Source organism: Slackia exigua ATCC 700122 (genome assembly GCF_000162875.1).
GTDB lineage: Bacteria > Actinomycetota > Coriobacteriia > Coriobacteriales > Eggerthellaceae > Slackia > Slackia exigua.
On the sequence record NZ_GG700630.1, the window covers coordinates 20,657 to 36,559 of the forward strand.

The window sequence follows — 15,903 nt, forward strand, 5'->3', positions numbered from 1 at the left end:
CTCGCCCAGAGGCGCCCGGGCGCGCGGACGACCGTCCATTCCGATCGCGGCGGCCACTACCGCTGGCCGGGATGGGTCTCTATCTGCGAGCGGCACGGGCTGGCGCGCTCCATGTCGCGCAAGGGGTGCACGCCCGACAACGCCGCGATGGAGGGGTTCTTCGGCAGGCTGAAGAACGAGTTCTTCTACTACCGCGACTGGCGCGGCGTGAGCGTCGACGGATTCGTCGCGAGGCTGGAGTCCTACCTCGAGTACTACCGGAGGGACAGGATCAGGGAATCGCTTGGGTGGCTGAGCCCGGACGAGTATCGGAGGAAGCTCGGATACGCCGTGTAGGCGGTCCAAGAAATCGTCCGCATCCCCCTTAGGGGGATTTTGCAAGTCGAAACCTCCCGCACTGCCAGAATTTCTGAGGTTAGGGGGTATCGCTCCGAGACGCGTGAAATACGGTATTTCATGAAACATGCTCGATCTGGGGAAACGCAACGAGCAGAAGAGCGACCGATGTCGATCAAGTCGAAATCCGCGCGAACGTGCTTGGAAAATCCCCCTAAGCGTCGATATTTTGTCAGTGGCGCGGCATTTACGATAGAGGCATCAGCATCATCAAAGCGATGATCCGCATTTCTGCGATACCCATAACGTTTCCTTCGAGCTCTTCGCTTTGCGCATATGCGTCTGTCAGGTTGTCAGGGGGAGGTTTTGCGCCGCGCACGAATCGATCGCGATGAAGAGCGGATGGTATCCAGGAGGTGCAGCTCGATCGTGACCATATGCACGATGGCCGCCCTCCGACGAAGACCAGGGAAAGGGAGGAGATAAAGAAAAACCCGCCGAAGCGGGTTTGGATTCGAATGGCTCCTCGGGTAGGATTCGAACCTACAACCTATCGGTTAACAGCCGAGTGCTCTGCCGTTGAGCTACCGAGGAATATGGTGGGCGTTACAAGATTTGAACTTGTGACCTCTTCCGTGTGAAGGAAGCGCTCTCCCCCTGAGCCAAACGCCCACGTTCACGCCCAATGGGGTTTCGCAAGGCGCGATAAGAGATTGTAGCAATCCGGCCTATGCGGTACAAGTACTTTTTTCGTTCGGCATCATTCTCTCCAATCCAACGAATACGCCGTCGTGCGAGCGCTTGCAAGCTATTGCGCATGCCGCTACGAATGGCCCGATCTGCGTCCTATGACGGGCACCGGGCCTCTTGCCCGCACGACAACACATTCGCCTCCGCGGGCGGAAAGCAGGTAGCGATCGGAAATCGAGGGGGATGCGTTCGAGCGGTAGATCCCGCTCGACGCATACGCTTCGCAGCCTTGGAGCAGCGAAGCGTATGCGTCGCGTCCGCAACAATCGTCTGCGAATTCCTTGACCTTGCCGATGCGCTGTTGAAAGCGCATGCGGATGTGGCATTATGGCAGGCACGAATAAAACGTCGAACGCATTTCAAACGCATAAGGACGCTCGATCATGCCGCATCATCATCGCGGGGCGCACGCGGCCCCTTCATACGACGGTCCTACCGCCGCCATGGAATCCGTCGCCCCGCGTCCTTCGCGCGGCGCCCATGCCGCGCCCGATGCCGACTTCTTAACCGATCGGGCATCGAGCTTCGTTCCTCAGTCCACGGCGCAGGAGCGCCGCGGACTGAAGCCTGCGGTCGTCGCGGCCATCGTCGCCTTCGCGATCATCCTGATCGCCTATGTCATAGGCGCCTTCTATTTCTCGACGCATTTCTTCCCGCGCACCACCATGGGCTCGCTCGACGTGTCCGGCATGTCGCAAATCGAAGCGCAGCAGGTCGTCGAAGATGCCGAAAAGACCTATACGCTCTCTGTGAGCGGCATGGGGCTTTCCTTCAGCATGACGCCGTCCGACGGCGGCATGGGGGTCGATCCCGCCGATGTCGTGTCCAATGCGCTCGCGCAGGAACGCGCCCTTCTGTGGCCGATCGCGATTCTCCGCAGCCATGATGTGACCGATGCGCTCGTGGCCACCGTCGACGGCGGCAAGCTGGGCGATTTCATCGAATCCAAGGTGGATGCCTACAACGCCTCGCAGACGCCTTCCGCCGACGCGTACGTGGCCTACGATTCCAGCAAGAAGTCATTCGCCGTCATGCCCGAAACCTACGGCACGCAGATGTCATCCGACGCCGTCATCGCCAAGGCGGCCTCTGCCATCGGGTCGTTCGAAGGCGAAGTCAAGCTGGACGACGACGACCTGATCAAGCCCGAGGTGCGTTCCGACGACAAAGGCTTGGCCGCGTCCGCCAAGAGTGCGAACGATCTTCTAGGTGCCGAGGGAGACATCGTGTTCGGCACCACCGGCGTGAAGGTCGCCACCATCGATGCCGACATCGTGTCCCAGTTCGTGGTCTTCGGAAGCGACGGCACCGCGTCCATCGACAACGATGCGGTCTCCGCATGGGTCTCCGATTTCGCGAGCTCGCTTTCCACCGTGGGCACGACGCGCACGTTCACGCGCGGCGACGGCGAGAGCGTCACGGCGTCGGGCGGCGATTACGGATGGGCGGTCAGCTCCGATGCCGCGGCCGAAGCCATCGAGGAATTCATTCTGGATAAGTCGCGCGGGCAGCTCACGCTTGACGCGACGCAGTCGGGGAACGGCTATGTCTCGGCGAATCAGGATTGGGGCGCCTATGTGGACGTCGACCTGACCGAGCAGCATGCGCGCTATTACGACGCGAAGGGCGATCTGCAGTGGGAATCCGACTTCATCTCGGGAAGCCCCAAGCATTCCACGCCGACCGGCATCTATTATCTCAAGGCGCTGCAGCGCCACCAGACGCTCATCGGCAAGCCCGATCCTGAGACGAAGAAGCCCGAATACGAGACCCCGGTCGACTACTGGATGCCGTTCATCGGCAACGCCGTCGGCTTCCATGACGCCCCCTGGCAGTCCTCTGCGGCCTTCGCCGATCCGGCGGGGTATACCTACACCGGAAGCCACGGCTGCATCAATCTACCGCCTGACAAGGCGAAAGACCTTTTCGGTATCCTCAAGGTGGGCGATGCCGTGGTGGTGCATTCCTGAATGATCCTGCAGATCGAACGCATCACCAAGAGCTTCGGGGGACGCACGCTGTTTTCCGATGCGTCGTTCGGCGTGGAGGCGCATGATCGCCTTGCCCTGGTCGGACCCAACGGCGCAGGCAAGACCACGATGCTCAACATCGTCATCGGCACCGAAGAGCCGGATGAAGGCCAGGTCGTGCTTGCACACGGTGCACGCATCGGCTATCTGCGTCAGGAAGCCATCGAGATGGGGGAGGCGCCTATCTTCGATGAGGTCGTATCCAGCCAGAAGGAGCTTCTGGATGCCGAGCGCCGCGTGCATGAGCTGGAATCGGCGCTCGGAGACGCGCCTACGCAGGCGCAGCTCGACGCCGCCGGCCGGGCGCGCGAGCGCTACGAGGCTCTCGGCGGCTATTCGTTCCGCTCAACCGTGCGCAGCGTCATGTTCGGCCTGGGTTTCAAAGAAGACGACCTGCAGCGCCTCACGACGGAGTTCTCCGGCGGCTGGCAGATGCGCATCGCGCTGGCGAAGCTGCTCGTGCGTAAGCCTGAAGTGCTGCTGTTGGACGAGCCGACCAATCACCTCGACCTTGAGAGCGTCAAATGGCTCGAGAAATTCCTGCGCGTCTACGACGGCGCCGTCATCGTGGTGTCGCACGACCGCGTCTTCATGGACAATATGGTCGACCGCGTGGCGGAAATCGATGCGGGCCAGCTGCGCCTGTATCGCGGCAATTACAGTTCCTATCTGCGTCAGCGTGAAGAATGGCTCGTGCGGCTCGAGCAGGAGGCCGCCGCGCAGGCCGAAGAACGCGCCAAGATGGAGGCCTTCATCGAACGCTTCCGCTACAAGCCCACCAAGGCGCGTCAGGTGCAAGAGCGCATACGCAAGCTCGAGAAGATGCCGCGGATCGCAGTGCCGCAGAAGAAGAAAGCGGTGCATTTCAATTTCGTCCAGCCGCCTCGCACGGGCGACATGGTCGTACGCCTTGAAGATGTGACCAAGCACTTCGGCGAGAAACGTGTTTACGACGGGCTCGATCTGGCGTTCTATCGCGGCGAAAAGGTCGCATTCGTCGGTCCGAACGGCGCCGGCAAGTCCACGTTGCTCAAGATGATCGCCGGTGTGCTGTCGCCCGATGCAGGCCGCGTGTCGTACGGCACGAACGTCTCCATGACCTATTACGCGCAGCATCAGCTCGAAGAGCTGCATCCGGGCAACACCGTGTTCCAGGAACTCGACAAGGTCGCGCCCGGTTGGACGATGAGCCAGGTCCGCACGCTGCTCGGCTCGTTCCTCTTCATCGGCGACGACGTGGACAAGCGCGTGAGCGTGCTGTCGGGCGGCGAGAAAAGCCGTCTTGCCCTGGCGAAGATGCTCGTGGCGCCGCGTCCTCTGCTGTGCTTGGACGAACCCACCAATCACCTGGATATCGCGAGCACCGACATCCTCGAGCAGGCGCTCACGTCGTTCGAGGGCACGATTGCGCTCATCACGCACGACCGTCATCTCATCCGAAGCGTCGCGAACCGCATCGTCGAAGTCACGCCGGGCAAGGTCACCGTGTTCGACGGCGACTACGACTACTATCTCTACAAAACCGGCCAGACCGAAGACGACGTGGATGCGAAGGCGCCCGCAGCATCGGGCGTCGGCGGGAAGATGCCGGCCTCGGGGGCGTTTCCCCCGTCGTCAAGCGCGGACGCTTCCAAGAAGGCATCGGCCGAGAAAGAAGCTTCGTCGAAGGGGCCGGCCGTCGCAGGTTCCAAGGCGCAGGCGAATTCCGTGCAGCTCACGGCTCCGCGCGCGAGCGCTCCCAAGACCAAGGAGCAGAAGCGTCGCGAAGCCGAGGCCCGCAATCGAGCCTATGCCGCGCTCAAGCATCATCGGCGTCGCATCGCCGAGCTCGATGAGCAGATGGCTGCCGACGATGCGCGCCTGAGCCAGCTGCTCGCGCTCATGGCCGATCCCGATTTCTACATCAACGAAGACGAGTCGAGCGACGCCATCGCCGAGCATGCGTCCATCAAGAAACGCATGGCCGCCAACGAGGAGGAATGGCTGACGCTCACGGCGGAGCTTGAGGAGGAGATGGCCCGTCAGGCCGGCGCATGATGCGCCGAGCGCGGATGGGAGGGGTGCCGTCCCTTGTCCATCCCGCGTCTTTTCCGCCCATCCGCATGAACTCATGAGAGAATAGCGGCGTTGCGACCTTCGCCGCCGATAGGAGCAAGAGCTTGAACCAGATCGCCTATATCGTCATCAGCATACTCTGCTTCGTGCCGGCCATCATCCTGCACGAATGCGCCCATGGCTTCGTGGCCTCGCTTCTCGGCGACCCGACCGCGAAGAATTCGGGTCGCCTGACCCTCAACCCCGTCAAGCACATCGATCCGTTCGGCACCGTCGTGCTGCCGCTTATCCTGGCACTCTCGGGGATGCCGGTTTTCGGCTATGCGAAGCCCGTTCCGTACAATCCGCGCCACTTCAAGAATATCCGCGCCGGCGAGGCCTTGGTCGGATTGGCAGGTCCGACGGCCAACCTTCTGCTCGCGCTCGTTGCCGCGCTCATCGCATGGATTCTCTGGCCTTTCGCGAACGGCCTCGTGATGTCGAACGTCGTCTTCGCATATTTCTACCTGAGCTTCCTGCCGCTGTTCGCGCTTGTGAATCTCTACCTGATGTTCTTCAACCTCATCCCCGTGCCGCCTCTCGACGGCGCGAGCGTGATCGCGCTTTTCCTCCCCGCCAAAGCGCTGCCGGCCTATTATCGCGTGCAGCAGTATGCGCTGCCGGGGCTCATGATCCTGCTCATCGGTCTTCCGTATTTCCTGCACGTCAACCCGATCGGCATCTACCTGAATTTCACGGCCGTGGGCCTTGCCAACCTGCTGTTTCCGTTCGCGGTCGCATAAGGGGCCTTCCATGTCGTACCGCGTTCGCCTGGATAGCTTCGAAGGTCCTTTCGACCTGCTGCTGTATCTCGTATCGTCGCAACGCGTCGACATCGCATCCATCTCGGTGTCGGAGATCGTCGACCAGTACCTCGCCTACGTCGAGCGCCTCGAGGAGCTCGACCTCGAGGTCGCAAGCGATTTTCTGCTGGTCGCATCCACGCTTCTGAACATCAAGGCGGCTTCCTTGCTGCCTTCGGACGAAGGCCGCGACGGCATGGACGACGATTTGGAGGATCTGTCCCCGAGCGAGGCGCGCGATCTTCTGATCGAACGTCTCATTTCGTACAAGACGTACAAGAACGCATCCGTCGCGCTGTCCCGCCGGTTCGAGGCGCAGGGACGCATCCATCCGCGCACGGCGGGTCCCGATCCCGAATTCCTCGGGCTCATGCCCGACTTCCTGCGCGATGTGGGGCTCGACGAGCTCGCGGTGCTCTGCGCGACGAGCATGGCGCGTCGGGAGATCGTGCTGCTCGAAAGCGAGCACATCGCCGCCCGCCCGGTGCCTCTGGAGCCGCGCATCCGCGCCTTCCATCGCCGCATGAGCCTTGAGAAGCACCTTCGATTCTCGGATCTCATCGCCGATGCGCCGTCGCTGCCGGTGCGCGTGGTAAGCTTCCTGGCCATCCTCGAGCTCTATAAGCAGAACATGGTCAGGCTGATGCAGGACGAGCCGCTCGGCGACATCGCTGTCGACTTCGTCGAGGATTCCGGCGCGCTCGTGCTGGACGGCCTGGATGAAGAAGAAGGGGAGAGGGCATGACGGAATACGAGATGAGCGCGGAAGACGTGATCGGCGCCTGCGAGGCCATGCTCTTCGTGACCGACGAGGCGCTAAGCGCGCTGTCCATTTCGGAGATGCTCGGCATCGCGCCTGCGCGCGTCCAGGCCGCGCTCGACGAGCTGCGCCGACGCCTGGAGGCGCGCGACGCCGGCATCCAGCTTCGCGAGGCCGCGGGAGGTTGGCGCCTGTTCACGCATCCCCGCTATCACGATCTGATCGAACGCTACGTCATCTCCTGGGATACGCGTCGCCTGTCACAGGCCGCCTTGGAGACGCTTTCGGTCGTCGCCTACAATCAGCCCGTCACGCGCGCGGCGGTCGCCGGCGTTCGCGGCGTGAACTCGGACAGCGCTATCAGCTCCCTTCTCGAAAAGGGGCTTGTGCGCGAGGCGGGGCGTGAAGACAGCCCCGGCCAGCCTATCCTCTACGCCACCACGAAACGATTCCTCGAGCATTTCGGCCTGCGCACCTTGGCCGATCTTCCCGATCTTGAATCGTTCGCTCCCGACGAGGAAAGCCGCGCGCTCATCCGCGAGCGCCTGGGCCTCACGCGCTCCGAGGCCGTCGATGCCGTCGAAGCCTTCGACGATGGCGATCTCGAGCTCGATCTTGCCGACGACATCCTCGATCTGCGCCGCGGCATCGAAGGAGACGAACGCGATGGGCGATGATCAGCGTGACGATGCGTCGAACGCGCCGCGCATCGTTCCCATGCGCGTGCAGAAGTTCCTGGCGCGCGCCGGCGTTGCGAGCCGGCGCGGCAGCGAGAACCTGATGACGACCGGACGCGTGAGCGTCAACGGGCGCGTCGTGACGGAGCTTGGCAGCAGGGTCGATCCGAGGTGCGATGTCGTGCGCGTGGACGGGCATGTCGTGCATCTGTCCGACGGTTCGACGACGCTCATGCTCAATAAGCCCGCCGGCTATATCACGACGATGTCCGATCCCTTCGGGCGGGCCTGCGTCGCCGAACTCGTGCCCATCGACGCGTATCCCGGGCTCTTCCCGATCGGCCGCCTCGATGCCGACACCACGGGCATCCTGCTTTTTTCGACCGACGGCGAGCTGGGAAACGGGCTTTTGCATCCGCGTAAGCATGTGGATAAGACCTATCAGGCTCTCGTGGAGGGCAGCGTCTCCGAAGAAGAGCTCGAACGCCTGCGTTCGGGCGTGGAACTCGAAGACGGCATGACCGCGCCGGCCGAAGCGCGCCTGACCTGCGTATCCGAGGACGAAAGCCGCTTGGACATCACGATCCATGAAGGCAGGAAGCGTCAGGTCAGGCGCATGTGCGCTACGGTCGGACATCCGGTCGTGACGCTGCATAGGTCGCGGTTCGGCCCGTTGGTCCTAGGCGATCTTCCCGAAGGCTCCTGGCGCATGCTCAGCGGTTCCGAAGTCGCGGCTCTGCACGCCGCCGCGAGGACGTGACGGCGGGCGTGCCTGAGTCCGGCTCGGCCGGCCGTATGGGGTAGAATCGTTGACGATGCACGGCGCGTCCGAAGGAGATGCATGCGATATGAGCGAATCCGTTGTCATACGACCTCTTGAAAAGCCTCTCAGGGGAAGCATCCGCGTGCCGGGCGACAAGAGCATCTCGCATCGGGCCGTGCTCCTTTCGGCCATGGCCGAAGGAACCTCCCAGATTCGCGGCGTGCTCGATTCCGACGACGTGCGATCGTCCATCCGCGTGGTCCAACAGCTCGGAGCGCAGGTGAATCTGCAGATTATGCCCGACGGAAGCCTGGAGGGCGCCATCACCGGATGGGGGGCGAAGGGGCCGAGCCAGCCCGACGGTCCGCTTGACTGCGGGAATTCCGGCACGACGGCGCGTCTTCTCATGGGCATCCTGGCCCCATGGGGCATCGAGGCCGAACTGACCGGCGACGAATCGCTCGCGCGACGTCCTATGCAGCGCGTCATGACGCCGCTTTCACGCATGGGTGCGCGCTTTTCCCCTCAGGATGCGCAGACGCTGCCCATCACCGAGCGGGGAACCGGGCGCCTCGATCCCATCACGTACGAATCGCCGGTTGCTTCCGCCCAGCTGAAGACCGCCGTTCTTCTTGCAGGGCTTTCCGCCGACGGTGAGACGCGCGTCATCGAGCCCGCGCCTTCGCGCAACCATACCGAGCTCATGCTCCCTGCATTCGGCGCTGAAACCACGGCCGCCACGCGCGTGGCGAGCGTCAAGGGTCCGGTCACGCTGCGTGCGACCGACGTCGTCGTTCCGGGAGATCCGTCCTCCGCGGCCTTCCTCCTCTGCGCGGCCGCTCTTTGCCCAGGCAGCGCCATTCAGGTCGAGGGCGTTTCGCTCAATCCCGCGCGCATCGGATTCCTGCGCACGCTCGAGCATATGGGCGTCAACGCGTCGCGTCGGTCCGACGGCGCAAAAGGCAAGGAGCTTTCCGGCATCCTGTCGGTCGAATACTGCGATCGCCTCCACGGATGCGAGGTTCCGGCCGAGAAGATCGCGACGGTCATCGACGAGGTCCCGATCCTCGCTCTGGTCGCGGCGCATGCGAAAGGCGTCACGGTCTTTCGGGGAGCCGATGAGCTGCGTGTGAAGGAGACCGATCGCGCTGCTGCCGTCATCGAGGGCCTTGCGCTCATGGGCATCGATGCATGGATGGACGGAAGCGATCTGTTCATCGAAGGAGATCCGATGTTCTCGACCTCCGCCGGCCTGCGCTTCGACGCGAAGGGCGATCATCGTCTTGCCATGACGTGGGCGGTCGCCGGTCTTTGCGGAGCGAACCCTATCGAGATCCAGGGATTCGACGCGGTTTCCGTCAGTTATCCGGGATTCCTCGACGATATTCGAATGCTTGCGCGCTAGACGCGCACGGATGCGGCCTGCGCCGCCAAGGAAGGATAGGCATGATCATCGCCATCGACGGCCCTTCAGGGGCGGGGAAGTCCACGGTCGCGAAGGCCGTGGCCAAGCGCCTTGGCTTCAACTGCCTGGATACGGGTGCAATGTTTCGCGCGGTCGCGTGGCAGGCGCTCGAGGACGGCGCTTCGCTCGACGACGCTGAAGCGCTCGGGGCCATCGCCCGGACGCATCCCGTATCGTTCACGCACGAGCCGGGCGATCCGTCTCCGGCTCAGGTCTTGATGGATGGCATGGACGTTACGAGCGCCATTCGCACGGCGCGCATCGATCGGTCCGTTTCGGCTGTATCAGCGCATCCGAGTGTGCGCGCGGCGCTTCTCGATCAGCAGCGTCGCATCGCTTCCGAAGGGGACTACGTCATCGAGGGCCGCGACATCGGTACCGTCGTCTTTCCGAATGCCGATGTCAAGGTTTTCCTTACCGCGAGCGATGAAGCGCGCGCCCGGCGCCGTGCAGCCCAAAACGAAGCCCGCGGCATCGGTTCGACCGACCTTGCCGAGGTGCTCGTCGATATCCGCATGCGCGACGAGGCCGACGAGAGCCGCGCTGCGGCGCCTCTCGTCCAAGCCGACGACGCCGTTGCCGTCGATTCGAGCGATATCTTCGTCGACGAGGTCATCGATCGCATCTGCGCGCTTGCCGCCGAACGCGGCTCCAAGGCGTAAGGCGGGGCCATGCTGTCAAGCCAGGACATGTGGGATATGCCCTTCTCCCTTCCGTTGGCCGATGTCGCTGCGAGAGAGGGCGATGCATCCGAAGGCCGGCCGCGCACGGTCACGCATTGGGCGGCCCATATCTGCTATGCGATCATCGCGTTCGTCTTCAAGATCGCGTTTCGCTATTCGACGGTCGGCCTTGGGAATCTGCGCCGTCTGCACGGTGTGAGCGGGGCCGTCGTCGCGTGCGCGCATTTCTCGTACCTGGATCCGGCGTTCCTCTGGATCACGGCGCGGCCGAAGCAATGGATTCGATTCATGGCGCGCGACACGATATTCGGCAATGCCCATGGCTTGGCCGGCCAGGTCGTCTCGCGTGCAGCAGGCTTTCCCGTCAAACGCGACGCGGCCGATCGCGTGGCCATCAAGCGTGCGGCCGCCATGCTCAAACGCGGCGAGATCGTCGGCATCTTTCCCGAGGGGACGCGGCGCGGCGGCAAGGGGTCGGCTCGGATCTCCCTGCACAACGGAGCCGCGTTCATCGCACGCATGGGCAAGGCGCCCCTCGTGCCGGCTGCCGTTCGCAATGTCGATCTCATCTCGCCCAAGGGCTCGAAGCTCCCGCATTTTCCCAAGGTGACGGTCGTGTATGGCGCACCTGTCCATCTTGAGGACTTCGACTTCATTCCCAAAGACGAGCGTCTCGATGCCGTATCGTGGTACGTGATGCGGGAATGCCATGCGCTCAAAGCCGACGTCGATCGTGAATCGGTGGATATGCATGCGCTGTTCCCGGCATCCAAGGATTATTCCGCAGAGTTCGCCGGTCGCGACATGGCCCGCCGCGTCGCATAGGTCGTGAAGGACGAGATTTCACGGATGCGGGGCATCTCAGCCGCGCATCGCGCGCCTCGATATGGTTGCAGGCGCCCACGAATCGAAAGGGAATCGGGTATGAAGGTGGTCAGAGCCGAACATGCCGGCGTCTGCTATGGCGTCGAACGCGCGCTTGATATGGTGCGTGATGCCATGGACGGCGACGAGGACGTCTTCACGATCGGTCCGCTCATCCATAATCCCCGTGTCGTGGCGCAGCTGAAGGATCACGGTGTGGAATCCATCGAAGGTCCCGCCGACGTGGATCACGGCATCGTGGTCTTGCGTACGCACGGCGTCGAGCCGAGCGTCGTGGAGGAGCTGGACGAGCGCGGCCTGTCGAGCATCGATGCCACCTGCCCTCATGTGTCGCGCGCCCAGAAGGCCGCCGCCGATTTCGCCGCGCAGGGAATGACCGTGCTCGTCATCGGGCGTGCGTCGCATCCCGAGGTCAGGGGCATATGCGCGCATGCCGCGGGTTCGGCCGTCGTCGTGGCCGACGCCTCCGAGATTCCTGCGGACATCGCGGGTCCGGTCGGCATCGTCGTGCAGACGACCGAGAACAAGTCGAAGCTCGACGAGGTGGTCGCCGACCTGCGCGGGCGGGGTATCGAACCTGTGGTGAAGAACACGATCTGCTCCGCTACGCGCAAGCGCCAGGATGCCGCCGCCGATTTGGCGGACAAGGTCGATGCGCTCGTGGTCATCGGAGGAAAGAACTCGTCGAATACGACGCATCTCTTCGAGATCTGCCGCGCGCACTGTTCGCGTTCCTACCACATCGAAACGGAGGACGAGATCGATCCGACCTGGTTCGACGGTGTGGAGGCCGTCGGTGTGACGGCGGGGGCCTCCACTCCCGACGAGCAGATCGAGGCCGTGGTCGCTCGCATCGAATCCCTGTAAGGTTTCAGACGAAGGCTTGAGGGATCATGTCCTTTTGGAATGTCCGAAGATGCGTCGCCTTTCCTTATCGTGTTTCATGAGTTCATCCAGAACTTATTGATGAGTTCTCCTCTGCTCGTGCAGTCGGTCTTCTTGAATATGTTATGGATATGCGTCTTGACCGTTCCCAATGCGAGCTGGAGTTCATTTGCGATGTTCTGGTTATCGCGACTTTCCACCACCAGCCGCATGATCTCCTCTTCTCTCTGTGTAAGGCCGTATTTTTCAGAAAAGAAACTGAGCGTCTCGTCTTCGTCGATAGCTTCGGTATTTTTCTGGAATCGACCCATTGAAAACGCTCTTAAGGTCTTGATCGAGGCGTACATGAGGAAGCCGGCCCCTGTCGCGGCAAGCAAGGATTCGGAGATGTTTCGACGATAAAGGACCTCGGCGAAAGGAAGATTCGCCGCATCGACGCTCAACGTCAGCATGACAAGAGTATCTTCAACCAACGTGAGCAGAATGAAGAGCGTGACTATGGTGAATTGCAGGCGTCTTCTCTCGTATCGTTTCTTCGTAGGGCCGTCCGGGGCTTTCATGTAGTTTGCGAGGCAGAATAAGACAATTGCCATGAGAAAGATCTGACGCATCGAATAGATGAACCATTTTTTGAGTCGATCGTCGATGTCGGGAACGAGGCATACGGTGACGCAGGCGACAAGGAATATGGCGATGGGAATCCATCTGAGAATCCTGTTTTCAGAATCGTAGTATTCGATGACGGCGATCATAAGGGATTCGCACATAACCGCACCAATTGCGATTCGCAGAAGCGGATCTTCCATGCTCGAGAATATTTCAGCTCGAAAAGGTATGTTTTGATTCAAGAATTCCCGGTATAGAATCACGATTTGCTCTATGGCATACCCGAATGTCAGGATAGAGAGGAACGCCGCCATCCTCTTTCTCGAGACGATATACGAGGAAATGCTGAAAGCGCTTGCTATGCTCGCTACGACGATAAGGGATGCGGTGATCGAGAATTCAAGCGTCGCCATGGAATCCTCCTGTCCGTGCATCGACGGTGCAGTGCATGAAAACAGTGCGCTTGCAGAAAATCGGGGGATTCATCATCCAAGGGCAGAAGAATCCTTCGCTCATGCAGAACGCGAACCTATAGAGACACTTGGATCGTAAGCCAAGCGCAGCGATTCGCTATTAACGGATTCGGTCGAGCGGTGCCTCTAATCAGGTTTATCCGAGTTTATCTGCCGCGTCGCCGCATTATTAGGCAAGTTTATCTGGGAAATCAACCACATTCCATCTATGTGCGCCTACAAGCTGCGCCTATCTTCCGAGGCATTGAGCCACGCTTGCCGTAGAAGCTGGCATTTTCGAAAGGAGATGGACATGTCAAGCGCATTCAGGTATCCAGGAGAATTTGAACCGCAGACCGATGTTTTCGTCGAGTGGCTTCCGTACGCCGAGCCGATCAAAGGCTACGATGCGCTCGAGCCTGCCGTCGAAGTCGTGCGTAACCTGCTCGACGAGGTGAAAATCCACATCAATTGCTGTCCATATGTGGAAGGTCTCAAGGAATCGTGCGTCAAGGCGCTTGAAACCGCCGGAATCGACGTGGATCGAATCGATTTCACGGCATTCAACGAGGATCCGAACTCGTTCTACTTCCGAGACAACGGTCCCAACGTCATGGTCAACGACGAAGGCGAGACGTTGGTGGTGAATCCTAGCTGGAGCTTCTACGGACGCTACGAGAAGAACGAGGGCTTGCGCGATTGCTCTCGTAAAATTGGCGTGCAAGCCGCTATTGAGCTGGGTTGCTACGATATCGTGAGCTCTGACATGGTTTCTGAAGGAGGCGATCGCGAGTTCAACGGCGCCGGTGTTTTGATCGCCATTGAAGACACTGAAGTTCGCAAGCGCAATCCTGAATACAGCAAAGAGCAAATCGAGGAAGCATACAAGAAGCTCTGGAACGTCGGGAAGATCATCTGGTTGCCTCAACCTATGGTTGATGACGATGATTTCCGCATTGCCCCACTTGACTACAAGGCGGACGGAACTCCCGTCGTTGGATCGAGCTTCGCCGCCCATAGCGACGAAATGTGTCGCTTTATCGGCAGAAATAAAATCTTGCTCGCCGAAGTCACCGAGGAAGAGGCTGCGTCCAGCCCGGTTTCGAAGGAGAACAAGCGTCGTCTTGATGCATGCTATGAGATTCTGCGCAATGAAACCGATCTCGAGGGAAACCCGTTCGAAATCATCCGCATTCCAACCTCGGCTCACATTGAGTATATCCAGAGTCCCGGAGATGATCTGTACGACTACTATCACGAGCTTGTCGGCGACGCCTTCATGGATGGCACTCCCTGGCCGGAAGGACGCGACCTGCATCTGTTCGCCGCAACGAGTTACTGCAATTTCCTAGTCTGCAACGGTGTGGTTTTGGGCCAGCGCTATTGGCGCGAAGGGATGGACCGGGCTGTCAAGGAAAAAGACGAGCAAGCCGAAGCGGTGCTCAACCGATGCTTCCCCGATCGCAAGGTCGTCATGATCAACAGCCTTGCCTTGAACATGGCAGGTGGCGGCGTGCATTGCTGGACCAAGAACGTCTTCGTTCCCGCGAATGCGCAGTAGCGAACCTCCCAACGTATCGAGCCGTCACATTTCTATGAAAGGAACGATCATGCGCAATACTCTTCGTGGCCAGGATTTCATCAACTTGCGTGACCTTACGCCCGACCAGTTCCGCTATCTGCTTGATCTGGCGCATACCCTGAAGGCCGAGAAGCGCGCCGGCGTCGATCAGCGTCGTTTCGTGGGGAAGAACGTCATGGCTCAGTTCGAATGGAGCTCAACGCGTACCCGCTGCGCGTTCGAGACCTCGTGCAACGATCTGGGAATCGGTTTTACGTACTTGTCTAACTCCCATGTTGGAGTGCAAGAGACGGTAAAGGATACCATCCGTGTGTTTTCCGAGATGTATGACGCTATCGTTTGGCGTTCGCAGGGTCCCGAGAGGTTCATGTACGAAATCGCCGAATATGCCGACATCCCCGTTATCAATGCCTTGACTACCGAGGACCATCCTACGCAGATGCTTGCCGACGCCATGACGCTCGAGGAGTTGTGGGGCGGTGCCGGTTCCTGCAAGGGTAAGAAGATGGCCTATCTCGGAGCTGCGGCTATCGAGCCTCTATGGTATGGCCGCATGTGCGCATATATGGGTATGGACCTGTATGTCATCGGTCCTGATCTGTACGACCACAAGATGCTTCCCGAATATGTTCAGGAGCTTGAGGAGACCTTCGCCAAGCACGCTCCCCATAACAAGTTGATCATCTCCGACGACCTCAGCCTGTTGGAGGGTGTGGATGTTCTTACTACCGAAGAATGGGAGTATACCAATTCCTCAACCGGCGACGACCACGGTTACGACTCCTGGATGCACTATGCCAAAGAATTGATTCCTTATCGCTTGACCAGCGAACTCATGGAAATTGTAGACAACCCTGATTGCATCGTTCTTCATATGCTGCCTTCCCTGCATAACGCTGACCACTCCTTGGGCCGGCAGCTCGTCGAGCAAGCTCCAACCCAGGAGGCCAGGAATCTTATAGTTTCCGGTCTTGAAATTTCCGATGAGCTGTTCGAGAAGCACGCTCATGAGATTTTTCGCGAAGCAGGCAATCGTCAGCACACCATCAAGGCCGTGCTCACGGCATGCATCGGTTGCTAGCTGACTAATCGAATCTGACGCAGGTCGCGTGAGTCTAGGTTCAGGCGACCT

Annotated in this window: 14 protein-coding genes and 2 tRNA genes; 13 read left to right on the top strand and 3 right to left on the bottom strand. The window is 60.5% G+C overall.

All coding sequences use genetic code 11. The features are described from left to right. The coding region (locus HMPREF0762_RS00090) for an IS3 family transposase (RefSeq protein WP_006361269.1) at positions 1-336 on the top strand (336 nt) is incomplete at its 5' end. A gap of 519 nt (positions 337-855) precedes the next feature. On the opposite strand, the gene HMPREF0762_RS00095 is transcribed toward HMPREF0762_RS00090, so the two are convergent. Together HMPREF0762_RS00095 and HMPREF0762_RS00100 are read right to left on the bottom strand one after the other, a co-directional pair. Further along, a tRNA-Asn gene (locus HMPREF0762_RS00095) sits at positions 856-930 on the bottom strand. 3 nt (positions 931-933) lie between these two features. Further along, positions 934-1,008: transfer RNA gene (locus tag HMPREF0762_RS00100), tRNA-Val, on the bottom strand. 461 nt (positions 1,009-1,469) lie between these two features. Between HMPREF0762_RS00100 and HMPREF0762_RS00110 the strand changes: the two genes are divergently transcribed. From HMPREF0762_RS00110 to ispH, 10 genes are all read left to right on the top strand, one after another. Continuing rightward, entirely contained in the window at positions 1,470-3,056 is a 1,587-nt protein-coding gene (locus HMPREF0762_RS00110) for a L,D-transpeptidase family protein (RefSeq protein ID WP_040618708.1), read from the top strand. Further along, entirely contained in the window at positions 3,057-5,153 is a 2,097-nt protein-coding gene (locus HMPREF0762_RS00115; protein WP_006361274.1) for an ABC-F family ATP-binding cassette domain-containing protein, read from the top strand. A gap of 122 nt (positions 5,154-5,275) precedes the next feature. Continuing rightward, positions 5,276-5,953 (top strand): site-2 protease family protein, encoded by a 678-nt coding sequence (locus tag HMPREF0762_RS00120; protein WP_006361275.1) that lies wholly within the window; start codon positions 5,276-5,278, stop codon positions 5,951-5,953. Positions 5,954-5,963: 10 nt separating this feature from the next. Next, on the top strand, positions 5,964-6,758 hold the full coding sequence (locus HMPREF0762_RS00125; RefSeq protein ID WP_006361276.1) for a segregation and condensation protein A: 795 nt from the start codon (positions 5,964-5,966) through the stop codon (positions 6,756-6,758). Next, a complete protein-coding gene (gene scpB / locus HMPREF0762_RS00130; RefSeq protein ID WP_006361277.1) occupies positions 6,755-7,450 on the top strand; it encodes an SMC-Scp complex subunit ScpB in 696 nt (231 codons plus the stop codon). The genes HMPREF0762_RS00125 and scpB overlap by 4 nt, the downstream gene beginning before the upstream one ends. Next, complete coding sequence (locus HMPREF0762_RS00135) at positions 7,440-8,210, top strand: pseudouridine synthase (protein WP_006361278.1); 771 nt, start codon at positions 7,440-7,442, stop codon at positions 8,208-8,210. The genes scpB and HMPREF0762_RS00135 overlap by 11 nt, the downstream gene beginning before the upstream one ends. An 88-nt stretch (positions 8,211-8,298) precedes the next feature. After that, entirely contained in the window at positions 8,299-9,618 is a 1,320-nt protein-coding gene (gene aroA, locus HMPREF0762_RS00140; protein WP_006361279.1) for a 3-phosphoshikimate 1-carboxyvinyltransferase, read from the top strand. Positions 9,619-9,659: 41 nt separating this feature from the next. Further along, positions 9,660-10,340 carry a (d)CMP kinase gene (cmk, locus tag HMPREF0762_RS00145; RefSeq protein WP_006361280.1) on the top strand — a complete coding sequence of 227 codons (681 nt, stop codon included), beginning with the start codon at positions 9,660-9,662 and terminating at the stop codon, positions 10,338-10,340. Positions 10,341-10,349: 9 nt separating this feature from the next. Further along, entirely contained in the window at positions 10,350-11,186 is an 837-nt protein-coding gene (locus HMPREF0762_RS00150) for a lysophospholipid acyltransferase family protein (protein WP_006361281.1), read from the top strand. 99 nt (positions 11,187-11,285) lie between these two features. After that, a complete protein-coding gene (gene ispH, locus HMPREF0762_RS00155) occupies positions 11,286-12,113 on the top strand; it encodes a 4-hydroxy-3-methylbut-2-enyl diphosphate reductase (protein ID WP_006361282.1) in 828 nt (275 codons plus the stop codon). 74 nt (positions 12,114-12,187) lie between these two features. On the opposite strand, the gene HMPREF0762_RS00160 is transcribed toward ispH, so the two are convergent. Continuing rightward, on the bottom strand, positions 12,188-13,150 hold the full coding sequence (locus HMPREF0762_RS00160) for a helix-turn-helix transcriptional regulator (RefSeq protein ID WP_115314175.1): 963 nt from the start codon (positions 13,148-13,150) through the stop codon (positions 12,188-12,190). 352 nt (positions 13,151-13,502) lie between these two features. Between HMPREF0762_RS00160 and HMPREF0762_RS00165 the strand changes: the two genes are divergently transcribed. Beyond that, complete coding sequence (locus tag HMPREF0762_RS00165; RefSeq protein WP_040618709.1) at positions 13,503-14,750, top strand: agmatine deiminase family protein; 1,248 nt, start codon at positions 13,503-13,505, stop codon at positions 14,748-14,750. A 49-nt stretch (positions 14,751-14,799) separates the two neighbouring features. Then, positions 14,800-15,852 (top strand): Rossmann-fold NAD(P)-binding domain-containing protein, encoded by a 1,053-nt coding sequence (locus HMPREF0762_RS00170; RefSeq protein ID WP_040618710.1) that lies wholly within the window; start codon positions 14,800-14,802, stop codon positions 15,850-15,852. Positions 15,853-15,903 lie beyond the last annotated feature (51 nt).